The sequence below is a fragment of the Pedobacter namyangjuensis genome (assembly GCF_003313325.1).
Lineage (GTDB): Bacteria > Bacteroidota > Bacteroidia > Sphingobacteriales > Sphingobacteriaceae > Pedobacter > Pedobacter namyangjuensis.
Genome location: NZ_QMHQ01000003.1, coordinates 322,354 through 346,047, shown reverse-complemented (window position 1 = coordinate 346,047; position 23,694 = coordinate 322,354). Strand labels below are relative to the sequence as shown.

The following is a 23,694-nucleotide window of genomic DNA, read 5'->3' as shown; positions in this document are numbered from 1 at the left end:
TGGCATTTCCATAAGAAGTGTCGCCTGCAATTTTTCGCTTTAAAAGCAATAAAACACAGGTTTAATTAGCGTCGTGGCTTATTAAATCAAAAAAACAAAAAATATGTATAAGGATACTACAATAGCAGAACTAGATCAGGTTATAGCAAATTCGGTTAAAGCTTTTCATCAATATAAAAACTATAGCTTAAAACAACGTGCAGATTTTATGCGTGCAATTGCTGCGGAGATTGAAGCGTTGGGCGATGAACTGATTGAAACTGCAATGGCAGAAACTAATTTGCCACAAGCACGTTTACAAGGCGAAAGAGCTAGAACGATGTTTCAGTTAACAAGCTATGGAGCTGCAGCGGAAGCAGGAAATTGGCTAGAAGCAAGTATAGATACTGCATTGGCAGAGCGTACACCTCCAAAACCAGATGTACGTAAAATGTTGGTGCCACTTGGTCCGGTTGTAGTATTTGGTGCAAGTAATTTCCCTTTTGCTTATTCTACAGCCGGTGGCGATACTGCTTGCGCTTTTGCAGCGGGCTGTCCGGTTATCGTAAAAGCGCATCCAGCGCATTTAAAAACATCAACATTAATGGCTTCGGCTATAGAAAAGGCAGCAGAAAAGTGCAGTATGCCAAAAGGTATTTTTGCACACGTTTACGGTGCTGGTTTTGAAGTTGGAGAGTATTTAGCTAAGCATGATGCTATAAAAGCGATCGGTTTTACTGGTTCGTTTGGTGGTGGTAAAGCTTTGTTTGATTGGGCTAACCAGCGTAAAAACCCAATTCCGGTTTTTGCCGAAATGGGAAGTGTTAATCCTGTTTATTTATTGCCAGAAAAATTGGCTACAGAGACAGAAAGTTTGGCTAAACAATTAGCAGGTTCGGTTACTTTGGGCGTTGGCCAATTTTGTACTAATCCGGGTTTAATTGTGGCAGTTGCCGATGATGCTTTAACAACTTTCAAGTCGCTTTTAAAGCAAGAAATAGAGATTTTAACGCCTGCAACTATGTTGCACCAAGGTATAGCCGATAATTATAGCACCAAGTTAGCCACTGCATTAAATCAAAACGGAGTTGAGGTGGTTGCACAATCTACTACCGAAGCTACCAAAGCGCAAGGTAAAATTAGCATTGCTACCGTTTCTGGCTCAACATTTTTAAATAATCCAGTTTTGCATCAAGAGGTGTTTGGTCCGTATTCTTTAATTATAGAATGTGCTGATGAAGCTGAATTATTAGCGGTTACAAAAGCAATGGAAGGTCAGTTAACGGCAACATTAATGGCTACGCCGGGCGATATTAACGCACATAAAGAATTATTAAGCGAAGTGCAAGAGATTTGTGGCCGTTTAATATTTAACAATGTGCCAACAGGTGTAGAAGTTGCCTTGGCAATGCATCACGGTGGTCCTTTCCCGGCAAGTACCGATAGCAGATTTACCTCTGTTGGTGCCGATGGAATTAAGCGTTTTGCTAGACCATTATCTTTCCAAAATTGGGATAACGAATTTTTACCAGATGAGTTGAAGAATGAAAATCCTTTGAATATTTGGCGCACAGTGGATAACGAATTAACGAAGGAAAAAATTTAATGAAAAAGACTTTCAGCTGTATAGATGCGCATACTTGTGGCAATCCGGTGCGTGTTGTGGCCGGTGGCGGACCATTGTTGCAGGGCAACAGCATGATGGAGCGCAGGTTGCATTTTCTAAAAGAATACGATTGGATTCGCAAAGGCTTAATGTTCGAGCCTCGCGGACACGATATGATGAGTGGCAGTATTTTATATCCGCCAGTAGACCCAACAAATGATATTGGCGTACTTTATATAGAAACCAGTGGATGTTTGCCTATGTGCGGACACGGAACCATCGGTACGGTAACTATCGCTATCGAAGAAGGATTAATTATACCTAAAGTTCCTGGTAAACTAAGGTTAGAAACTCCAGCTGGTTTAGTGTTGGTAGAATATCAGCAAGAAGGCAAAAAGGTAAAATCGGTTAAATTGATTAACATAAAATCATATTTAGCTGCCGAATCACTTGAAGTTGATTGCCCAGATTTAGGTAAAATTACGGTTGATGTAGCTTACGGTGGTAATTTTTATGCCATAGTAGATCCGCAAGAAAACTTTAAAGGCCTAGAGCATTACACAGCAGATCAATTAATCAGTTGGAGCAGGGCTTGTCGTAAACAGATGAATGAGAAGTATACTTTCGTTCATCCAGAAGATGAAAACATTAATGGCTTAAGTCATTTTTTATGGGCTGGCGCAACGCTTTCTGAAGAAGCTACTGCCCGTAACGCTGTTTTTTATGGTGATAAGGCAATAGATCGTTCGCCTTGCGGAACCGGCACTTCAGCCCGTATGGCCCAATGGTATGCTAAAGGAAAACTAAAAAAAGGCGATAAATTTATACACGAAAGCATCATTGGTTCTAAGTTTATAGGCACTATTGAAGAAGAAACCACAATAGGAGGCAAGCCGGCAATTGTTCCAGGCATAGAAGGTTGGGCAATGGTTACAGGCTACAATACCATTTTTATTGATGATGATGATCCATATGCGCATGGCTTTCAGGTAATTTAAAAAGCTGAAAGCTTAAGAGCGCAGCCAGAAAGCACTTTTATCCTGAGCTTGTCGATGGATCAAAAAATATTAAACTTATAATCATTTTTCCGTAAGCTAAGCAAACGGAATAATTTAATGAACAAATGACTGATAAACCAGTGAACCAATCTTCATCTAAAGGCAACGTAACCATTATTGGTGGTGGTATAATTGGTCTTTGCAGTGCCTACTATTTACAAAAAGAAGGCTTTAAAGTTACTATTTTAGAGCAAGGCGATTTATTTAACAACTGCTCTTCGGGTAATGCTGGCATGATTGTTCCTAGTCACTTTGTGCCCTTGGCCGCACCGGGCATGATTAGCAAAGGCATAAAATGGATGTTCGACAGCAAAAGTCCATTTTATGTTAAACCTGCACTAAACTCCTCATTAATTTCTTGGGGATTAAAGTTTTGGAAGTATGCCAACGATAAACATGTTGATGCATCTGCACAGCCATTAAGAGATTTACATTTGCTAAGCAAGCAATTGTATGATGATTTGGCTGCACAACCCGAGTTAAATTTTGGTTTGGAGAAAAAGGGCATATTAATGCTGTACAAAACAAAACCAACAGGCGAGGAAGAAATTCATTTAGCCAAAAAGGCGCAACAATTGGGTTTAGATGTAGAACCTTTAAATGCAAAACAAACACAAGATTTAGAGCCACATACCGCTTTAGATGTTTTAGGTTCTGTGCATTATCGTTGCGATGCACACCTCTATCCAAATGATTTGGTTAAACAATTGGTAAGTTATTTAAAACAAAATGGTGCCGATATAGAAACCAATTGTAAAGTAACAGGCTTTAAAACAGAAAACGGAAAAATTACTTCCTTAACCACCGAAAAAGCAAGTTATAACGCAGATTTAGTGGTAATGACAGGTGGCGCTTGGTTGCCAGAAATTGCTAAAAAAGCCGGATTAAGTATTCCGGTAATGCCGGGTAAAGGTTATTCTTTTATGGTAGAGCCTGAAAAGAAAATCATTCATCCCTCATTACTATTAGAGGCAAGGGTTGCAGTAACACCAATGAACGGCCAAGTAAGATTTGGTGGAACAATGGAAATTGCGCCAATGAATAATAAGGTTAATATGAATAGGGTAGAAGGGATTGTAAACTCCATTCCGCAATATTATCCAGAGCATCAGGTTGCTATACCGGCAGTAGACAAAATTTGGTACGGCTTTAGGCCTTGCTCGCCAGACGGATTGCCGTATTTAGGTTACAGCCAAAAATTAAACAATTTAATTATTGCAGGTGGCCACGGAATGATGGGGGTAAGTCTTGCGCCCGCAACCGGCAAATTAGTAGCAGAGTTAGCCAACGGTCAAAACTTAAGTACCAGTATTGGCATGTACAACCCAGAAAGATTCAACTAAAATACTAATGCCGCTCTCTCCGTACATCTTTGTACGTTTTATTTGTTTCCTCCTCAATTGGCATAAGATCAATTGAAGAGGAAACATTGAAATTTTTGTGGCTGTTATACATCTTCCAAATTTTTATTAGCTTTGTTGTATATGCTATCAAAGAAAACAAAGTACGCTATCAAGGCATTGGTAATATTGGGAAAAAACATAGACCAACCCCCAATGCAAATTGCTCGTATTGCCGAAGAAGAGCATATTCCTAAAAAATTCTTAGAACAAATTCTGCTCGATTTACGTAATGCAGGTTACCTATACAGTAAAAAAGGTGCCGGTGGCGGTTATAGCTTAAATAAAAAACCAGAAGAAATTTTCTTGGTCGATATCTTACGCATTACCGATGGCCCTATTGCCATGGTACCTTGTGCTAGTATTAAGTTTTACCATAAATGTGACGAGTGCCACGACGAAGTAACGTGTGGTATTAGAAAAGCCTTTATAGATGTTAGAGATGCATCGCTTAAAGTATTAGGCGAAACCAGTATCGCAAACATAATCGAAAGAGAAAATTCCTCAGTCGACTTAAACTAAGCGCATAAATATAATTAGAAAAGCATTTTCAGTGGGGCATCGGTTACGGTAGCCCCGCTTTTCGTTAAAATCTTTTACCTTAAAATCCCCTAAAGGGGCTTGGTAAAAGTATTTCCACTCCAATCGCGTTTAGTTAAATAAAAACAGTGCAATAATCACCAACCCATCTTGGCTAGGTGGAGCGCATAGCACATTTTTAAATAGCTATAATTTTCAGTCTGGGAAAAAAATATAAAATAAAAGACTACTAAGTCTATATACTTTATATATTTGCATAATATTATTTTGGTTTCAAGGGGTTTTTGTCCTCGTTAGCAAATTAAATATGGCAAAAGTAACAGGTTTGCTCTTGCAATTTTACAAAACAAATTATTGGTATGCAGAGTTTTAGAACAGAATTGGAGAATCCGGTTGTTGAGCGGGATATAATTGATCTTGAGAAAAAGATTAATGATTTCCGTTCTGGGAAAATTCATGAAGAACGTTTTAGAAGTTTGCGTTTAGCAAGAGGGGTGTATGGACAGCGCCAGCCGGGCGTACAAATGATCCGCATAAAACTTCCCTTTGGTAAGGTAACTTTCAAACAATTGTTACGCATTGCAGATATTGCCGATGAATATGGAAGTGGCAATTTGCACTTAACCACTCGTCAGGATATTCAGCTTCACTATGTGAGTTTAGATAGAACACCAGAGCTTTGGGCAAAGCTAGAGCAAGATGATATTACCCTAAGAGAAGCCTGCGGAAATACCGTTCGCAACGTTACCTCTTCGCCAACAGCTGGCATTGACCCCGACGAGCCTTTTGATGTTTCTCCTTATGCGCATGCAGTTTTTGCATACTTTTTGCGTAATCCAATTTGCCAAGAAATGGGCAGAAAGATTAAAATCTCTTTTTCTTCGAGTACTAAAGATACGGCCTACAGTTATATACACGATTTAGGTTTTATCCCTAAAATAAAAGAGAATGGCGAACGCGGTTTCAAGGTCTTATTTGCAGGTGGACTGGGTGCGCAACCATTTCTAGCTAATGCCATTGACGATTTTCTGCCCGAAGATCAGCTAATCCCATTTACAGAATCGGTGCTTCGAGTTTTCGATCGCTATGGCGAACGCAACAATAGAAACAAGGCTCGATTGAAATATTTGGTGCAAAAATTGGGGTTAGAAGAAGTTTTAAGGCTAGTTGCCGAGGAACGAATTGCCAATAAGGTAAAAACTTATAAAATTGATTTAACTACTGTTCCGCTTCCCAGTTATCCGCTTAACCATAATTATGTTGATGTTAAGCTTGAAAATGAAAATCATTATCAACATTGGTTGGCTACCAACGTTTTTGAACAAAAGCAAAGCGGGTTATTTGGTGTTTACGTAAAAGTATTAGTGGGCGATATTAAAACCGTTAACGTAAGGGCTTTTGTTAATGCCGTGCGACCTTTTATTGCCGATGAAATCCGCATTACCCAGAACCAAGGCTTGTTGCTAAAGTTTGTTCAGGAATCGGCTTTGCCATCTTTATATAAAGCTTTATCAGACATCGGCTTTGCCAATGCAGGTTTTGATAGTTTGGCAGATATTACTACTTGCCCCGGAACCGATACTTGTAATTTGGGCATATCTAATAGCATGACCTTGGCCGAAGTTTTGGAAGAAACGATTTATCAGGATTTTCCGGAATTTATCTACGAGAAAAACATCAAAATTAAAATTTCTGGTTGTATGAATTCTTGCGGTCAGCATGGTTTGGCAGAAATTGGCTTTCATGGCAGTTCTGTAAAAGCTGAGGGCAAAGTTGTGCCAGCGGTACAGGTAATGTTAGGTGGCGGTACGGTAGGCGATGGAGTTGGCCGGGTTGCCGAACGAGTGATTAAGGTGCCTTCAAAAAGGGCAACGCAGGTTTTGCACTTCTTGTTAAACGACTTTAAGGCTAATAACTTGGCCGATGAGAATTTCCACCAATATTATGATAGAAAAGGCAAAGATCATTTTTATCAGTTATTAAAGCCATTGGGCGATTTGACTAATCTGAAAACCGAAGAATTTGTAGACTGGGGCCACGAAGAAACTTTTGTTACTGCGATTGGTGTAGGTGAGTGTGCCGGCGTAGTGATTGATTTGGTAGCCACTTTATTATTAGAGGCAGAAGAGAAATTAGGATGGGCAGATGAGGCTTTGCAAAACGGTGCTTATGCCGATTCGATTTACCATAGTTACAGTACAATGGTAAATGCTGCAAAGTCTTTATTGTTAGATAAAGGCATTAACAGTAGCACGCAAGTTGGCGTAATTAAAGAATTTGATAATCACTTTGTGGCAACTGGCGAATTTAATTTCGCCACATCTTTTGCTGATTTGGTGCTTCAAATTAATAAAAATGAACCATCTGCAGATTTCGCTAAACAATATTTTGATGAGGCAAATCAGTTTTTGAAGGAAATAAAAGTATTAAGGGCAGTAGTATAATGGCAGAGAGAAATTTACATATAGAACCAAAAATAACCTTGTTAGGTGCTGGTCCAGGTGATCCGGATTTGCTGACTTTAAAAGGAGTTAAAGCCTTGCAAACGGCAAATGTTGTGCTTTACGACGCGTTGACTAATGAAGCCTTGTTAAGCCACGCTCCAACAAACGCTATAAAAGTTTACGTGGGCAAGCGCTCTGGCGAACATTCTTTTGGACAAGATGCGATTAACAAGTTAATGGTTGATTATGCTTTAAACTATGGTCATGTAGTACGTTTAAAAGGCGGCGATCCCTTTGTTTTTGGTAGGGGATATGAAGAATTGGATTTTGCAGATTCGTACAATATTCCGGTTAGCGTAATTCCCGGTATTTCTAGTTCAATTGGCGTTCCGGGTTTACAGCAAATTCCAGTCACCCACCGTGGATTAAGTGAAAGCTTTTGGGTAATAACCGGCACGGTTTCTAGTGGCGCAATATCTGATGATATTTATCAAGCTGCAAAATCTAATGCCACCGTTATTATTTTAATGGGGTTGAAAAAACTACCAGAGATAGTTGAGGTTTTTAAGACCGAAGGCAGGTACAATCTACCTGCTGCGGTAATTCAAAACGGTTCATCAGACGATGAGCGGTTGGTAATAGGAAAAGTAGATACAATCTTAGGGCTCGCAATAAAAGAGAAAATAGAAGCGCCAGCTTTGCTAATTTTTGGAGAGGTTGTGTCACTTCATCCATCATTTAAAGCATTAATCAAATCTTATGTTGCTATCTCCTAAAATAGATGATTTAACGCCTTTAGTGAAGGAGGAGAAAGGGAACGAACTATTTCCGGTTTTTATAAAACTAAATAGTTTGCGTACGTTATTAATTGGTGGGGGAAGTGTTGCGCTCGAAAAACTTACCGCCATTTTAAATAACAGTCGCAATGCAGATGTTACCTTGCTTGCCGAAGACATTAGCCCGGAGATAGAGAAACTTGCGCTAGATTTTCCATTATTAAAGCGAAAACAAAAGTCTTTTGAAATTGATGATTTAAGCGACGTAGATATTGTTTTTGCAGCCACAAGCAATAATTTGTTAAACGAGTTTATTAGAGCCCAGGCACACGAAAAAGGACTGCTCGTTAACTTTGCAGATAAACCAGAATTGTGCGATTTCTACTTAGGTTCAATTGTGCAAAAAGGAGATTTGAAAATTGCCATTTCTACAAATGGTAAGTCGCCAACGCTAGCAAAGCGATTAAGGGAGGTTTTAAACGACGGTATTCCAGCAGAAATTGATGAATCGATAGGAAATTTGAACCTGATTAGGAACAAACTTAAAGGTGATTTTAAGCATAAAGTTTCCGCACTAAATCACCTTACAGCATCATTGGTAAAACAAGAAGACCCGCAGTGGCCAATTAAAAAAATTAGCATATATACTGTTTCTGTAATAGCGCTAATGGTTTTTGGGCACATTTTTTTTTCGTTTATCCCTTTTGAAACTTTAGGTGCTTGGGGAAGCGGAGTAATAGCTCAAGTTGATAGCACCATTATTTATTTTATTATTGGAGGGTTTTTAGCACAATTGGTTGATGGCGCACTTGGAATGGCTTATGGCGTTAGTGCTACTACTTTTCTGTTGTCTTTTGGGGTAAGCCCTGCTGCCGCAAGTGCGAGTGTACATGCTTCAGAGATTTTTACCAGTGGTGTTTCTGGTTTAATGCATTTAAAGTTCGGCAACGTTAGAACAAAGTTGTTTAAAAAATTATTACTGCCGGGAATTTTAGGGGCAATAGCCGGAGCTTACATTCTATCTTCTTTAGAAAACTACGGCCACATTATTAAACCCATTGTGTCTGCATATACTTTGTTTTTAGGGGTTAAAATACTTTTAAAAGCGGTGGCAAAAGCTAAAACTGTAAAACCTTTAAAACGGGTTGGCCCGCTGGCTTTTGTGGGCGCATTTTTAGACTCTATAGGTGGCGGTGGCTGGGGGCCGATTGTAACATCAACGCTTATTTCTCGTGGTGGAAATCCGCGTTACACCATTGGTTCGGTTAACCTTACCGAGTTTTTTGTAACGTTAGCCAGCTCTATCACTTTTATTACCATGATTGGCTTAACCCACTGGCAAATTATAGCAGGTTTGGTAATTGGAGGATGTATTGCTGCGCCTTTTGGAGCTTATATAACTAAAAAATTGAATGTAAAAACCATTATGATTATGGTGGGAACCATCGTGATTATAACCAGTTTAAGAACAATTTATGTGTTAATAACTAAATTGTAAATGGAAGAATTAGAAATTTTAAAGCAAGAGTTACTCGCATTAAGTGCAATAGATAAACTATGGTATTTGAGTAAAAAATACGCAGGGCGAATTGTGTTTAGCACAAGTTTTGGATGGGAAGATCAAGTAATAACAGATTTAATTTTTGCTAACAAAATGCCCATTAAGGTTTTTACGCTTGAAACCGGAAGGCTTTTTCCAGAAACTTACTACGTGTGGAACAGGACTTTAGAAGTTTATCAGCAAACTATTCACGCTTACTATCCGCAAGCAGATTTGTTGCAGAATATGGTTAATGAAAAAGGACCAAACAGTTTTTATGAATCTGTCGAAAATAGAAAAGAGTGTTGCTATCTACGCAAAATAGAACCGTTAAAACGGGCTTTACAAGGTAACGATATTTGGGTAACCGGAATTAGAGCAGACCAAAGCCCAAATCGGGAATATATGCACGATTTAGAATACGACGCTGGCAATCAGCTCATCAAGTTTCATCCTATTTTCGAATGGACATTGGACGAGGTGAAAAAATATATAAAGGATAATAATATAGTGTACAACACTTTGCACGATAAGGGTTTTCCTAGCATTGGCTGTGCGCCATGTACAAGAGCCGTACAGCCCGGAGAAGATTTTAGAGCAGGCAGATGGTGGTGGGAAGACCAAAGTAAAAAAGAATGTGGATTGCATAATACGGTTGAAGGTGTGATGGTTGAAGGCGGAGCGTGAACAGCCTAAAGCTAAAGGCCAAAGAAGTGCTTAGCGCTGTCATTCCAGTGAGCAGGGAATCGTAAAGCTTTGAAAATGTTTGCAGTGCGATTGCCAGTCGAGCTGGTGATATTGCAACAGCACCACTACAAAAAGTAAAATAAACCCGATAGGAGTGGAACCCGATTTTTCATCGGGAAAAACGTATAGCGGGATTGGACTAACCGAAGAGCTACTAAATGTGCTTTTCAAAAAAATATTAAAATGCGTGGAATTTGAAAGACTGATATTCCAACTTTTAAACATTAGAACATTTACAAATGAGCGAATACAATTTTGATTATTTAGATGAATTAGAGGCTGAGGCTATTCACATTTTACGTGAAGTAGCAGGGCAATTTGAAAAACCGGCATTGTTGTTTTCGGGTGGTAAAGATTCGATAACCTTAGTGCGTTTGGCCGAAAAAGCATTTAGGCCAGGTAAATTTCCGTTTCCGTTGGTGCATATAGATACTGGGCATAACTTCGAAGAAACCATTAAATATAGAGATGAAATGGTAGCCAGAATTGGCGAAAAGCTAATTATAGGTTCGGTGCAGCAATCTATTAACGAGGGAAAGGCTATTGAGCAGACTGGTAAAAATGCAAGTAGAAATGCCTTGCAAACGGTTACACTTTTAGATACTATTTTGGAGCACAAATTTGATGCTTGTATTGGCGGAGCGAGGAGAGATGAAGAGAAAGCTCGTGCTAAAGAACGCATTTTTTCTGTTAGAGACGAATTTGGGCAGTGGGATCCGAAGCGCCAACGCCCAGAATTATGGAATATTTATAACGGTAAAATACACAAGGGCGAAAACGTTAGGGTTTTTCCGATTAGCAACTGGACAGAGCTTGATGTTTGGAACTACATCCGTAGAGAGAACATTGCTTTGCCAAGCATTTACTTTGCGCACCAAAGAGATTGTATTACAAGAAATGGTCAGCTAATGGCGGCTTCGCCGTTTTTAAATATGGATGATGATGATATTGTTGTGAGCAAAAAAGTTCGTTTCCGAACGGTTGGCGATATGTCTTGTACTGCTGCGGTTGAGTCTGATGCCGATCTGATAGATGATATTATACAAGAAATAAGCGAATCTAAAATCTCAGAGCGTGGCGCCCGCATGGACGATAAAGTTTCTGAAGCAGCAATGGAGGATAGGAAAAAGGGAGGATATTTTTAAACTTGATAGTTAGTTGTTTTGTGTATAGTTGGTTAGAATCTATTCTCTACCAAACAACCAAACAACCAATTATCTAAACAACCAAAACATGAACATACTTAAATTTTTTACAGCTGGCAGTGTTGACGATGGAAAAAGCACACTCATTGGCCGTTTGTTATACGATACAGATTCCATTTTAGCAGATCAGTTAGAGGCTTTACAAACTTCTAACAGAAAAAACGACGATGGAACAATAGATTTAGCTATTTTAACTGATGGTTTACGTGCCGAACGCGAACAGGGAATTACCATTGATGTGGCCTATAAATATTTCCAAACCGAGAAACGCAAATTTATTATTGCTGATACTCCAGGGCATATTCAGTACACCAGAAATATGGTTACAGGCGCATCTACGGCAAGTTTAGCTATTATTTTAATTGATGCACGAAATGGGGTAGTAGAGCAAACTATTCGCCATTCATATCTAGTATCGCTATTGGGCATTAAACATGTTGTTGTGGCGGTAAACAAAATGGATATGATGGATTATAGCGAAACTGTTTTCGATGCGATTAAAGAAAAATACAAAGCATTGGCGCAAAACCTAAATCTAAAAGACGTAAGCTATATTCCTGTTAGTGCTTTAAAAGGCGATAATATTGTGCAAAAATCTGAGCGAATGGCGTGGTTTGAGGGCGAAAGTCTATTGCACTTTTTAGAGCAGGTTGATACCGATTTACAAGATAAAACTACCCAAGCTCGTATGCCGGTTCAATGGGTAATTAGGCCACAAACAGATCAGTTACATGATTATAGAGGTTATGCAGGAAGGGTATTAAGCGGTACTTTTAAAGTAAATGATCGTATTACGGTTTTGCCAGCTGGCACAAATTCTACCATTAGCAAAATAGAGTTCTTTGGAAATGAATTGTCGCAGGCCCAAGCCGGTCAGTCGGTAGTTATTCATTTAAAAGATAACATCGATATTAGTCGTGGTGATACAATTGTAAATTCTTCGGCTTTGCCAATTGAATCTAAACTTATAGAAGCCGATTTATGTTGGATGGACGGGCGTGCTTTGGACAGTTCCATAACCTATTTACTGCAGCATAATAGCAAAACTACCAAATGTAAAATCAGCGAAATTTTGTACAAAGTAGATATAAATACCTTAGAAAAACATGCTACAGAAGAGTTTAGGTTAAACGATATTGGTAGAGTAATTGTAAAAACCGCCGACGCTTTAGCATTCGATTTATATGGAGATAATAAAGCAAATGGTTCGGCAATTTTAATAGATGCTCGTACGAATTTAACAGTAGGAGCGCTAATGTTTAGAGCATCGGTAGAATAGGGTTAAATCAAAAGTCCTCATTAGGGGATTTAGGGGTTAAAAAAGCAAATTCAGCGGGGCATCGGTTACGGTAGCCCCGCTTTTCGTTTCTGCCGATGAAAAATCGGCATCCACTTCAATCGGGTTTATGTATTAAAGGCTTGTGCTGCAAAACAATTGTAACAAAAACACTTTCAATTAAAATAAAGTCTATAGATTAAGTAGTCTTTATTTTAATTTTGTTACTTTTGGTTACTTACATCAATTAAATTATAAATTTTCATTTTATGCAAGTACAAGTTGGCAAGCTTACCGAGCAATATATAGGGCATTGTTTAACGCAAACCCGCGATGTAATTTTACTTCATGGCTTATTTGGTAATTTAAGTAACTGGAAAGAAACCCAACAGCATTTGTCGGTAACGCACCGGGTTTTTTCTCCAGAATTACCGCTTTTCGAAACTACAATTGGTGGAAACCATTTAGGCAGGCTGGTGGGTTTTTTAGAAGGCTATATCAACCTAAATCAAATTAAAAATCCTGTTTTAATAGGTAATTCCTTAGGTGGTCATGTTGCACTGTTGTATACGTTAAAATATCCCGATAGGGTAAGCAAGTTAGTGCTAACAGGTAGCTCTGGTTTGTACGAAAATACTTTTGGTGGCACGTTTCCTAGGGTAAAAGACTATGATTACATCCGTAGCAAAGTTAGCGAGGTTTTCGACAGAAAAGAGGTGGTAGATAATGCCATGGTAGATTACGTTTTTGATATCGTAAAGCATAAACTAAAAGTTCTGTCTATCATCGGCCTTGCCAGAGATGCGCAAAAACAGAACCTAGCGAGCCATTTACCGCATATTCAGATTCCCGTTTTACTAATTTGGGGCTTGCAAGATATTGTTACGCCACCAGCGGTAGCCAATGAGTTTAATGCCTTACTGCCAAACGCTACTTTGCATTACATAAACGAATGTGGGCATGCGCCAATGATGGAACAGCCAGCTTTGTTTAACAGTTACGTAGCCGATTTTTTAGCCGCATAAAATGGAAGATATTAACTATTTAGCATTTGCCATTCCTGCTTTTTTCTTGTTTTTATATATCGAATATGCTATAGCGTTAAAGCTAAAAAAACAACATTTGTTTAAATACGAAAGTTCGGTGTCTAATATTAGTATTGGTATTGCAGAGCGATTACTAAACCTTTTTATTGCCGCAAGCTTTTTCGAATTATTCAATTACATCTATCAAAATTTTGCACTGTTTAACATTCCGAATAGCTGGTGGGTGTGGGCATTGCTAATCTTGGCAACAGATTTTGTTTGGTACTGGTACCATAGGCTTGGTCATGAAGTTAATTTCTTTTGGGCGGCGCATATTGTTCACCATCAATCTGAAGAATTTAATTTAACGGTATCTGCTCGTATTACTACGTTTCAAGCATTAATAAGGAGTATATTTTGGTGCGCCCTACCTTTGGCTGGTTTTCATCCGGTAATGGTGCTTAGCATTTTGGTGGTGCATGGGGCTTATTCTTTTTTTACGCATACCCAGCTAATACCAAGAGTTAAATGGTTAGAGCATATTTTGGTTACGCCGTCTATCCACGGTGTACACCACGCAAGCGACGAAAAATATTTGGATAAAAATTATGGAGATGTCTTTGTGTTTTGGGACAAGATTTTCGGAACTTTTCAGCGAGAGGAAGAAGCGCCTAAATATGGTTTAACACATCCAATAAAGAGTTATAGTTTTTTATGGCAACATTTTCATTATTACCTGGAAATTGCCGAAGCAGCAAAACGTGTAAAAGGTTTTGGCAACAAGCTTAAAGTTGTTTTTGGGCATCCGGCAGTGTTAGATCAGGATATTAGGCCTATGTTAGAGCGTAAATACCTACAGCACAAATCTAAAGATACTTACCGTTTTAAGTTTAAAAAATACCTTAATGTTCAAGTATTAAGTTGTGTAATCATGCTTACTTACTTAACCGCTTTTTTTACCAGCTTAACAACAATCGATCATTTATTTGTATTAGCTTTTATCATCATCACGCTGATAAACTGTGGGGCCTTAATGGAGCAAATTAGATGGATCTATTATCTGGAATGCTTGCGGTTAATACTGGTATTCGGTTTTGTTTTTTATAAGTTACAATGGATTGAACTTATTTTATTGCCAACCTTAACTTTAATTATTTTAGAAAGAGTATTTACATTAAGTAGCGTGTATAAACATTACGTTTTACGTTACGAGAAGGTAAAATCGTAATGTCTATTTGTTTTTAGTAAAGCAATTTCTGTATTTCATCGGTCCTGGGTAGCCCCGCTTTGCGTTTCAATCTTTTACCTCTAATCCCTAAAGGGAATTAGGTAAAAGGATTTTACTGCAATCGGGTTTAAAACGCAGGTTTCTTTTTGCTATTTGCGTAAGTTCCCGCATTCGTACCAAGCAATTGATGTCAGCCGTCGTGTAGTTGAAAGCCAACTTCTAATTTACGATGTTAAACTAACTTTAACTATAAGCCCGATAGTAGCGAGCACGGATCCCGATTTTTCATCGGGAGGAGTAAAGCGAATAGCGGGAGAGGTGTTTCCTAAGCGTTACAGAACCTCACACTTACAAATAGATTAAAAATGTAATTCAAGTACGAATTTCCATCTTCATGGTTGAAGGTATAAATGCTAGAAAATCCGATTATTCTAAAAAAAAATTGGCTAAATAAAATTATTTAAAATAAATTCTACTAATTCTATAGATATTATATATATTTGAACGCTACAATAATTTAATACCTAGAACTATGATTGTTAGAACCACCGAAAAAACCACCATCGAACCAAAAATCACTTTAGTAGGCGCAGGTCCGGGAGACCCGGATTTGCTAACGCTAAAAGGGGTTAAAGCGTTAAAAAGCGCAGCTGTAGTTTTGTACGATGCTTTAGTAAATGAAGCACTCTTAAACTATGCGCCAGAAAATGCAATTAAGGTTTACGTTGGTAAACGTTCTGGAGACGAATCTTTTTCTCAAGAGCTGGTTAACAAGTTAATGATCGATTACGCATTAAATTACGGCCATGTAGTGCGTTTAAAAAGTGGAGATCCGTTTGTATTTGCTCGTGGTTACGAAGAAATAGATGTAGCAGAATCTTACAGTATCCCTACTGAAATTGTACCAGGAGTATCAAGCGCTCTGGGTGTACCAGGTTTGCAAAAAATACCTATGGTTTATGGTAATTTGAGCGAAAGTTTTTGGGTAGTAACGGGTACAAATGCAAAAGGCGATATATCTCCGGATTTGTACGTGGCGGCAAAATCTAATGCAACCATCGTAGTGTTAATGGGTATTGAGAAAATAAAAGAGATAGCCCAAATATTTAAAGCAGAAGGTAAAGAGAATTTACCGGTTGCGGTTATAGAAAATGGTTCTTCTACAGACGAAAATGTTGTGGTAGGTATTGTAGATACCATTGAAGAACTTATAGAAGAGAAAAAATTGGCATCGCCGGCTCTATTGGTATTTGGAAATGTTGTTTCTCTTCATCCGCAATTTAATGCGATAAAAGACTTTTTTTACATACTATCCGAAGAGTAGATCTTAGGATTCATATTTTTTATTTTTTTGTTTGGTTGTTAGCCCCGTTCGTCGGGGCTTTCATTTTTAACTAAAAGTTAGTTTTTGTCGTTATTGGATAATGTGCTTTGGTAAAACTCTCAACATAAATTATTTTTCTTGTAAATGTTTGCAATACTCAATCTAATGCCTATTTTGAGTAAGTTTTTACAGGATACTTTTTATGGAGATTATACATTTTAGTGCCGAGTGTTACCCAGTGGCCAAAGTTGGCGGCTTGGGCGATGTTGTTGGCGCTTTACCCAAATATCAAAACAAGCTTGGACATGTTGCAAAGGTGGTTATGCCGGCGTACAATACCAAATTTTTATTCGAAAACGAATTTGAAGTTGTTTATGATGGTTGGGTACGTTTAGGCTATAATAATTTACCGGTAAGAATTTTTAGAGAGAAAACTAACAAGCTCGGTTTCGATCTTTTTCTAGTTCATATTGCTGGTTTACTAGATAGGGATAAGGTTTATGGTTATGATGATGATACCGAACGTTTTATTGCTTACCAAATTGCTTCATTAGATTGGATTGCCCAATGGGAACATAAACCCGATGTTATACACTGCCACGACCACCACACCGGATTGATACCGTTTATGGTGGCCAATTCTCATAAATACAGCCACCTAAGTTATGTGCCAACCGTTTTAACAATTCATAACGGACAATATCAAGGTCAGTTTGGTTGGGATAAACTACATTATTTACCAGCGTATGATTTAAGAAATTCGAGCAAATTAGATTGGGCAAGTGCAATAAATCCCTTAGCATCGGCAATTAAATGTGCATGGCGAGTAACAACCGTTTCTCAAAGTTATTTAGATGAAATTAGCCATAAAGCTAATGGACTAGAAAGTTTATTGGCGCAAGAAAGAGGCAAGTCTGTTGGTATTTTAAACGGCATTGATAATGAAGTTTGGAATCCGCAGAAAGATGCGATGCTTACCAAAGGATTTAACAACAGAACTGTAGAAAGTGGTAAAAAGGCGAACAAAGATCAGCTTTGCGAAATTTTCAACTTAGACAAAAGTAAGCCATTGTTCACATTTATTGGCAGATTGGTAGGCGAAAAAGGAGCGGATTTATTGCCAGACATTTTTCATAATGCATTGTATCAAAGCGATGGTGAGCTAAATATTTTGGTTTTAGGTTCTGGCGATACGCATGTTGAAGATAGACTTAATGACATTACCAATCATTATCCTGGTAAATACAACGCTTACATCGGCTATAACGAAACACTTTCTCACCAAATTTACGCAGGGGCGGATTTTTTGCTAATGCCCTCAAGAGTTGAGCCTTGTGGTTTGAACCAAATGTATGCGCTTCGATACGGAACCATTCCGATTGTTAGGCGTATAGGTGGCTTAAAAGATACCGTAATAGATATTGGCGACGGTGGCTTTGGTATTTGCCATGACCAAACTAGTGTTTGGGATGTTGGAGATGCCATTGGTAGAGCTTATCATCTTTATCAAGATCAGAAAAGAATGAAGGAGATAAAGAAATTTATAATGGGCATAGACCATTCGTGGGACAGCGCAGCCCAACAATACATCAACTTATACCAAATGTAAAACTAAATATATATGACCGATAAAGTATTGGGTGTAATCCTTGGCGGTGGCCAAGGATCTAGGTTATCTCCGCTTACACAAACACGCTCTAAACCTGCTGTTCCAATAGGTGGTAAATATCGCTTGGTCGATATTCCCATCTCAAATTGTATGAACTCAGGCATTCACCGAATGTTCGTTTTAACGCAATTTAACTCAGCTTCGCTAAACAAACACATTAAAAACACCTATCATTTTAGCCATTTTTCTAAGGCTTTTGTTGATATTTTGGCAGCAGAACAAACGCCAGAAAACCCTACTTGGTTTCAAGGTACGGCAGATGCGGTAAGGCAGTGCATGCACCACATCATGAACCACGAATTTGAGTATATTTTGATCCTTTCTGGCGATCAGCTTTATCAAATGGATTTTAGCGAAATGTTAAGCGCCCATATCGAAAAAGGTGCCGAGATTTCTATTGCTACCATTCCGGTAAATGCAAAAGACGCTACTAATTTCGGAATTCTCAAAACCGACGAGGAGAGTTTCATTTCTTCATTTATCGAAAAACCAAAATCTGATTTATTGCCAGAGTGGGTTTCTGAAACAGGTGATGAAATGAAGTCTGTTGGGAGAAACTACTTAGCTTCAATGGGTATCTATATTTTTAATAGAGAACTGTTGGTTAAAATGTTGAATGAGAACCCAGAAGAAAAGGATTTTGGTAAAGAAATTATCCCTCGTTCTTTAGCTGGAAGCAAAGTTTTGAGCTACCAATACGAAGGTTATTGGACTGATATTGGTAATATTTCTTCGTTCTTCGAAGCTAATTTAGGCTTAACGGATGATATTCCGCAGTTTAATATGTTTGATAGCGCACATACTATTTTTACAAGAGCTAGGATGTTGCCACCGTCAAAAATATCGGGTACTACTTTAGAGAAAACAATAATTGCCGAAGGTTGCATTATACAGGCAAGTAGGGTAGAAAGAGCTGTCTTAGGTATTCGTTCTAGAATTGGTAAAGGTACAACCATTGCAAACTCATACATTATGGGTAGTGATCATTATCAAACACTTGCGGATATACAGCATGAATCTAATGCCGGTAAACCGTTATTGGGAATTGGCGATAGGTGTTACATTAACAATGCAATAGTTGATAAAAATTGCCGTATTGGTAACGACGTAAGGATTAATGGCGGAAACCATTTAGCCGAAGGCGATTATGGGCTTTACGTAGTAAAAGATGGAATTGTAGTAATTAAAAAGGGTGCTACTATACCAAATGGAACTGTAATTTAAGTAATCATATAATTTATAAAAAACCGTCATTTACTCAATGAAATGACGGTTTTTTTTTATTTATCCTGCACTAACCAAGCTCCAAAGTAGTTTTCTTACCTCTTTGTAATCGTTTAAGAAGTATTTGGCTGCCGAGATATTTCCTCCAATTTTTATAGAGATGGCGTCATCTGGCAAAACCTTAAATATATCCTCATCGGTATGGTCGTCGCCAAGCGCCATAATAAAATCTGGATTTTTATCATGCAACCAATTTAAAGTTGCTTTTCCTTTGTTAACCTCCACGTTTTTAAACTCAATAACTTTATTGCCGGGCATTAATTGTAAGCCTTTATCTGCAACTAACATTCTAAGATTACTATCAATTTCGTTAGCCCTTAAATCACCCAAACCTTCTTCAACTTTTCTATAATGCCACACCAAGGAATAGCTTTTCTCCTCGATAAAAGAACCTGGAGTTCTATCAACATAAGTTTCTAATATCGATTTTATTTCCTGTTTCCATTGATCGGTAAGTAAGGGAAGAGAATTCCATTTTTTATCGCCATTACGTTGCCAAGCGCCATGTTCGGCTATTAAATCCACCTGTAAATGGCCAAACCATTTCTCTAAGGTCTCGTGCCTTCTTCCACTTACAATTACAACCTTATTCGCTTTATCAGCAATTAACTTTTGTAATAAATCATATAATTCCTCGTCAGGAGAGGCATCGTCTATATTGCCTGCAAATCCAACTAGCGTGCCGTCGTAATCTAAAAACAAGACCCTGTTTTTGGCTTGTTTATATTTTAATGGAAGCGCAGATTGTAAACTGTTTATTGCATGTTTAGTTAGCAATGAATTTTGGTGTTCTTTTACTTCGTTTAATTTTAGCATAAAATTGTTAACCCAATGTTTAACGTTAAATTTTTCGACTGTAGCCCGCATGGTTTTCATGCGTTGTTGCTGTTCTGCAATAGGCATAATTAATGCATCAACAATTGCTTGCATAATATCTCCCAAATTATTTGGGTTTACCATTACCGCATCGGTAAGTTCTTTAGATGAGCCTGCCATCTCACTTAAAATAAGTACGCCCGTATTTTCCGTTCTACTGGCAATGTATTCCTTACTTACCAGGTTCATCCCATCACGCATAGGTGTTACCAAGCAAATGTCTGATGCGCTGTAAAAAGCCGACAAAGTTTCTACCGGAAAAGAGCGATAGAAGTAGTTGATCGGATTCCAATTTACTGTTCTATATTTTGCATTAATGCTCCCTACAAGCTGGTCTATCTGTTCTTTAAGCTCTTTATACTGAGGTACAGTGTCTCGAGAGGGTACCACAATCATATTTAGCAAGATTTTTTCTATGTACTCCGGATGAGTTTCCAATAATAGCTGAAACGCCTGCAAGCGTTCAAAGATCCCTTTACTATAATCTAATCTATCTATAGAAAGGATAGCGGTTACGTCTCTATATTGCTCCTTAAATTGTGTAGTTTCTGCCAAAACAACAGGCGATTTTGCCAAATCGTTGAACTTATCAAAGTCTATGCCCATCGGAAACGCTTCTACCACAATTTTCCTATTTTCGGTTGTAATTACATTTGCACTGGTATTAACGGGTAAAAGCCTGCTGGCTGTACTCAGAAAATGTCTAACATCATCGTAGGTATGGAAACCGATTAAATCCGATCCAATCAATCCGTTAAGTAATTCTTCTCGCCAAGGTATTAGTCTAAAAATTTCGTAAGACGGAAATGGTATATGTTGGAAAAAGCCAATGGTTGATTTATCGTTATGCTTTCTTAAAATACCAGGCAGCAATAACAACTGATAATCCTGAATCCAAACTGTGTCGTCTGCCTGAATAAATTTCGATGCAGCTAATGCAAATTTTTCGTTTACTTGTTTATAACAATCCCAATAAGATTGCTCATAGTTTGCGTAAGTAACCAAGTAATGAAATACAGGCCAAAGCACTTCGTTAGAGAAGCCTTCGTAATACAAATTGATTTCAGTTTGTGTTAAAAAAACGGGGTAAAGGTTTAATTCCGCTAGTTTTTCTATTACTTCGTCTTGGCGTTCTTCCGGAATTTCCATTCCGGGCCAACCTATCCAAAGGGAGTTTCCACTTTTATATACATCTCCAAGTCCGGTGGCTAAACCGCCTTCGCTTGGCAAAAAATGGTATTCGTTGTTTTCTTCGATTATTTTAACGGGAAGTCTATTCGATATTATAATAGTTTTCATGTGTTTTTAAGAATGGGACACATTAATAAGGATTTTTACGATGTTTTTGTTTCAATTTTCCCATTTCCGTACATTAATATGATTTAATGCTAAACATTAAAAAATGATTTTTTATCTTGTGGTTTGCAATATCTATGAGCATTCCGTATCTGCTAATTCTGTTTAGATTTTTACTAGCTCCAACCATTTTATGTTTGGCTTGGGTAATGAAAGAACAGGCAACACAGCTTGTTTTAATTCTGATGTTTTTAGGGTTATTGTCTGATATTTTTGATGGAATTATTGCCAGAAAGCAAGGAGTTTCTACAGAGAGAATGAGAAGATTAGATAGTCAAACTGATTTGATTTTTTGGCTAAGCGTTGCTGTTGGTTGTTATCTTATTTATCCACATCTAATTATTGCTAGTAAATATGGTGTAATGTCATTGCTAGCAATGGAAGCGCTTTGCTATTTAGTTAGTTTGTTAAAGTTTGGAAAAGAGACTTGCACACACGCATTTCTATCTAAAATATGGGGCTTAACTTTACTGGCAACTTTTACTTCTTTATTAGGTTTCGCCTTCGGCGGATGGATTTTGGCAACTTGTATTGTTATTGGATTAATTTCTCAGTTAGATGTGGTTTTAATAGTGCTGATCTTGCCAAAATGGACACATGATGTGCCTAGTTTTTATCATGCTATTTTAATTAGAAAGGGGATAGCTTTTAGGAAGAGTAAATATTTGAATAGTTAAACCAGTTTTTTATTGCGTTATCGCCCGCTCGACCGTAAATTCGAAGCTATGTTTTTCTTATGCATTACGATTCCTGGATTCGCGGGAATGATGGATTTGATATAGCTGTAGATGTTTTATTGTACTCGGTTTTGTTTAATAAGCCCGATTGAAGTGAAAAGCCCCCGATTTTTCTTCGGGGCTTGTAACAAAAAGCGGGGCAGAATTGACCGAAAAGCTACAAACTTTCGCTTTCTAAAAAAAAACAACTAAGCTACAAATGGATTTACGCATAATTAAAAACCAGCGAAAAAGTTGTTTTAACGTTGGGCTCAGAATCGACCTCTAAATTACCGCGATGCATTTTCATAATGTTGCGAGTTATGGTTAAACCAATACCTGAACCATTTTTTCTGGTTGTGTAAAAGGGTACAAAAATCTTGTCGAGGCTTTCGCTGTCTATCCCTTTACCATTATCGGTAACATCTACATAAACTTTATTGTGGGCCAAACGGTAGCTAACTTCTATTAACGGTTTTTCGGTATCTTCTACCGCGTACATGCTGTTGGTTATCAAATTAATTAGTGCTTGTTCTACCAATTTAAAATCGAGGCTTAACGAAATTTTCGAGGCAGTTTGCAATACTTCTAACTTAATATGTTTAGCGCTAACCATGGGTTGCATTAAAATTTTAATGTGCTGCAAAATTTCTCCAACGCTATGCTGTGTAACATTTGGGGTGGGCAACTCGGCAATTAGCCGATAATCCTTTACAAAATCCAATAAGCCATCAGAGCGGCGTTTAATTGTTTGCAATGCGGGTTTTAAGTCTTCTAAATCCTCAATATTCAAACTTTCCTTGTTGCTAATCATTTGGTTTACTGTGTCGGAAAGTGAACTGATTGGCGTAATGGAATTTAAAATTTCATGAGAGATCACACCGATTAATCGGTTCCAAGCCTCGGTTTCCTTTTGCTCAATCTCATCTTTAATATTTTGGAAAGAGATGATGTTGTAATTAGCGCCGTAAAGATTTAAGGGAATAACTTCTATAGAAAGTTGCACGAATTTCTCTTGGATTTTTAACTCGAAAAAACGTTTTCCGCCATCTTGAATCTTTTCAATTTCTTTGGTGAATAATGGTAAATGATCTTGAAAACGGTGCCAATAACGATATGCAGGTACATTTAACAAGTTGCTTGCGGCATTATTAAAAAAGGAAATTTCTGATTTTTGAGCTAAATCCTTTTCGCGTTTAACTACAATTACACCAACGGGAACCTGCGCCAGTATATTTTTGATGAGCTGAAACATGGCATCCTGTTCTAGCTGTATATCTTTATGGATCTGGATAATGTCGTTAAATGACTCGTAAAGTTCGGGGAAACTGCCTTTGGTAGCTTTGTTTTTGAAATTTAAGGTATGATCTCTGGTTTTAACCGCTAAAATGAATCTTTTAATGTCTTCTCTTATTTGGTTGATATAAAAGTAGAGTGAGAAAATACTACCTAAAAGAATAAAACTTACCCCTGCAATAGTAAACCATAATTCGGTTTTTACAATTAGATAGGCTAACAGCAAAGCGAGTACGTTAACTATAACGAGCCGAAAAATTAATCTAAAGGTAAATCGTTGGTAAAACATGTTGTAATTGTAAAGGTAATTGGTTTGAGAATTTTAATCTTTGCTCTTTAATCTTTTCTC

Annotated in this window: 18 protein-coding genes; 16 read left to right on the top strand and 2 right to left on the bottom strand. The window is 37.9% G+C overall.

Features of this window, described 5'->3' with window-relative positions; genetic code table 11:
• Positions 1-103 precede the first annotated feature (103 nt).
• The 15 genes from DUT69_RS13340 (at position 104) to DUT69_RS13270 (ending at position 19,041) form a co-directional block, all read left to right on the top strand.
• Positions 104-1,585, top strand: a complete 1,482-nt coding sequence (locus tag DUT69_RS13340; protein WP_113653743.1) for an aldehyde dehydrogenase (NADP(+)) — start codon at positions 104-106, stop codon at positions 1,583-1,585.
• A complete protein-coding gene (locus DUT69_RS13335) occupies positions 1,585-2,583 on the top strand; it encodes a 4-hydroxyproline epimerase (protein ID WP_113653742.1) in 999 nt (332 codons plus the stop codon). Before DUT69_RS13340 ends, DUT69_RS13335 begins: the two co-directional genes overlap by 1 nt.
• Positions 2,584-2,708: 125 nt before the next feature.
• Positions 2,709-3,986, top strand: a complete 1,278-nt coding sequence (locus DUT69_RS13330) for an NAD(P)/FAD-dependent oxidoreductase (RefSeq protein ID WP_113653741.1) — start codon at positions 2,709-2,711, stop codon at positions 3,984-3,986.
• Between the two features lie 141 nt (positions 3,987-4,127).
• Positions 4,128-4,565 (top strand): RrF2 family transcriptional regulator, encoded by a 438-nt coding sequence (locus DUT69_RS13325; RefSeq protein ID WP_113653740.1) that lies wholly within the window; start codon positions 4,128-4,130, stop codon positions 4,563-4,565.
• 377 nt (positions 4,566-4,942) lie between these two features.
• Positions 4,943-7,027, top strand: a complete 2,085-nt coding sequence (locus DUT69_RS13320) for a HEPN domain-containing protein (protein ID WP_113653739.1) — start codon at positions 4,943-4,945, stop codon at positions 7,025-7,027.
• Complete coding sequence (gene cobA, locus DUT69_RS13315; protein ID WP_113653738.1) at positions 7,027-7,803, top strand: uroporphyrinogen-III C-methyltransferase; 777 nt, start codon at positions 7,027-7,029, stop codon at positions 7,801-7,803. The genes DUT69_RS13320 and cobA (DUT69_RS13315) overlap by 1 nt, the downstream gene beginning before the upstream one ends.
• Positions 7,787-9,301, top strand: coding sequence for a TSUP family transporter (locus DUT69_RS13310; RefSeq protein WP_113653737.1), 1,515 nt, complete (start codon positions 7,787-7,789; stop codon positions 9,299-9,301). The genes cobA (DUT69_RS13315) and DUT69_RS13310 overlap by 17 nt, the downstream gene beginning before the upstream one ends.
• The gene (locus DUT69_RS13305; RefSeq protein ID WP_113653736.1) at positions 9,302-10,030 is read left to right on the top strand and encodes a phosphoadenylyl-sulfate reductase; all 729 of its coding nucleotides are present in this window, start codon (positions 9,302-9,304) and stop codon (positions 10,028-10,030) included. It begins immediately after the preceding gene.
• Positions 10,031-10,329: 299 nt separating this feature from the next.
• Positions 10,330-11,235: a sulfate adenylyltransferase subunit CysD gene (gene cysD / locus DUT69_RS13300; protein ID WP_113653735.1), complete on the top strand. Its 906-nt coding sequence runs from the start codon at positions 10,330-10,332 to the stop codon at positions 11,233-11,235.
• 88 nt (positions 11,236-11,323) lie between these two features.
• On the top strand, positions 11,324-12,574 hold the full coding sequence (locus DUT69_RS13295; RefSeq protein WP_113654186.1) for a sulfate adenylyltransferase subunit 1: 1,251 nt from the start codon (positions 11,324-11,326) through the stop codon (positions 12,572-12,574).
• Between the two features lie 266 nt (positions 12,575-12,840).
• Positions 12,841-13,596: an alpha/beta fold hydrolase gene (locus tag DUT69_RS13290; protein WP_113653734.1), complete on the top strand. Its 756-nt coding sequence runs from the start codon at positions 12,841-12,843 to the stop codon at positions 13,594-13,596.
• 1 nt (position 13,597) lies between these two features.
• Positions 13,598-14,824, top strand: a complete 1,227-nt coding sequence (locus DUT69_RS13285; protein ID WP_113653733.1) for a sterol desaturase family protein — start codon at positions 13,598-13,600, stop codon at positions 14,822-14,824.
• A gap of 532 nt (positions 14,825-15,356) precedes the next feature.
• On the top strand, positions 15,357-16,148 hold the full coding sequence (gene cobA, locus DUT69_RS13280; protein ID WP_113653732.1) for a uroporphyrinogen-III C-methyltransferase: 792 nt from the start codon (positions 15,357-15,359) through the stop codon (positions 16,146-16,148).
• Between the two features lie 202 nt (positions 16,149-16,350).
• A complete protein-coding gene (locus DUT69_RS13275; protein ID WP_113653731.1) occupies positions 16,351-17,757 on the top strand; it encodes a glycogen synthase in 1,407 nt (468 codons plus the stop codon).
• 12 nt (positions 17,758-17,769) lie between these two features.
• A complete protein-coding gene (locus DUT69_RS13270; protein WP_113653730.1) occupies positions 17,770-19,041 on the top strand; it encodes a glucose-1-phosphate adenylyltransferase in 1,272 nt (423 codons plus the stop codon).
• 60 nt (positions 19,042-19,101) lie between these two features.
• On the opposite strand, the gene DUT69_RS13265 is transcribed toward DUT69_RS13270, so the two are convergent.
• Complete coding sequence (locus DUT69_RS13265) at positions 19,102-21,276, bottom strand: bifunctional alpha,alpha-trehalose-phosphate synthase (UDP-forming)/trehalose-phosphatase (protein ID WP_113653729.1); 2,175 nt, start codon at positions 21,274-21,276, stop codon at positions 19,102-19,104.
• A gap of 116 nt (positions 21,277-21,392) precedes the next feature.
• Here DUT69_RS13265 and DUT69_RS13260 point away from each other — a divergent pair, with 116 nt between their 5' ends.
• Complete coding sequence (locus DUT69_RS13260) at positions 21,393-22,010, top strand: CDP-alcohol phosphatidyltransferase family protein (RefSeq protein WP_205314273.1); 618 nt, start codon at positions 21,393-21,395, stop codon at positions 22,008-22,010.
• A gap of 265 nt (positions 22,011-22,275) precedes the next feature.
• Here DUT69_RS13260 and DUT69_RS13255 read toward each other — a convergent pair whose 3' ends face one another.
• On the bottom strand, positions 22,276-23,634 hold the full coding sequence (locus DUT69_RS13255; protein WP_113653727.1) for a sensor histidine kinase: 1,359 nt from the start codon (positions 23,632-23,634) through the stop codon (positions 22,276-22,278).
• Positions 23,635-23,694: the final 60 nt, after the last annotated feature.

What these genes read in the sequence shown, in the direction of transcription:
- DUT69_RS13305 (WP_113653736.1), top strand. Translation starts at nt 9,302, where the DNA reads ATGGAAGAATTAGAAATTTTAAAGCAAGAGTTACTCGCATTAAGTGCA.
- DUT69_RS13320 (WP_113653739.1), top strand. Translation starts at nt 4,943, where the DNA reads ATGCAGAGTTTTAGAACAGAATTGGAGAATCCGGTTGTTGAGCGGGAT.
- DUT69_RS13270 (WP_113653730.1), top strand. Translation starts at nt 17,770, where the DNA reads ATGACCGATAAAGTATTGGGTGTAATCCTTGGCGGTGGCCAAGGATCT.
- DUT69_RS13335 (WP_113653742.1), top strand. Translation starts at nt 1,585, where the DNA reads ATGAAAAAGACTTTCAGCTGTATAGATGCGCATACTTGTGGCAATCCG.
- DUT69_RS13295 (WP_113654186.1), top strand. Translation starts at nt 11,324, where the DNA reads ATGAACATACTTAAATTTTTTACAGCTGGCAGTGTTGACGATGGAAAA.
- DUT69_RS13325 (WP_113653740.1), top strand. Translation starts at nt 4,128, where the DNA reads ATGCTATCAAAGAAAACAAAGTACGCTATCAAGGCATTGGTAATATTG.
- DUT69_RS13310 (WP_113653737.1), top strand. Translation starts at nt 7,787, where the DNA reads ATGTTGCTATCTCCTAAAATAGATGATTTAACGCCTTTAGTGAAGGAG.
- DUT69_RS13265 (WP_113653729.1), bottom strand. Translation starts at nt 21,276, where the DNA reads ATGAAAACTATTATAATATCGAATAGACTTCCCGTTAAAATAATCGAA.
- DUT69_RS13275 (WP_113653731.1), top strand. Translation starts at nt 16,351, where the DNA reads ATGGAGATTATACATTTTAGTGCCGAGTGTTACCCAGTGGCCAAAGTT.
- cobA (WP_113653732.1), top strand. Translation starts at nt 15,357, where the DNA reads ATGATTGTTAGAACCACCGAAAAAACCACCATCGAACCAAAAATCACT.
- DUT69_RS13285 (WP_113653733.1), top strand. Translation starts at nt 13,598, where the DNA reads ATGGAAGATATTAACTATTTAGCATTTGCCATTCCTGCTTTTTTCTTG.
- cobA (WP_113653738.1), top strand. Translation starts at nt 7,027, where the DNA reads ATGGCAGAGAGAAATTTACATATAGAACCAAAAATAACCTTGTTAGGT.
- DUT69_RS13340 (WP_113653743.1), top strand. Translation starts at nt 104, where the DNA reads ATGTATAAGGATACTACAATAGCAGAACTAGATCAGGTTATAGCAAAT.
- DUT69_RS13330 (WP_113653741.1), top strand. Translation starts at nt 2,709, where the DNA reads ATGACTGATAAACCAGTGAACCAATCTTCATCTAAAGGCAACGTAACC.
- cysD (WP_113653735.1), top strand. Translation starts at nt 10,330, where the DNA reads ATGAGCGAATACAATTTTGATTATTTAGATGAATTAGAGGCTGAGGCT.
- DUT69_RS13290 (WP_113653734.1), top strand. Translation starts at nt 12,841, where the DNA reads ATGCAAGTACAAGTTGGCAAGCTTACCGAGCAATATATAGGGCATTGT.
- DUT69_RS13255 (WP_113653727.1), bottom strand. Translation starts at nt 23,634, where the DNA reads ATGTTTTACCAACGATTTACCTTTAGATTAATTTTTCGGCTCGTTATA.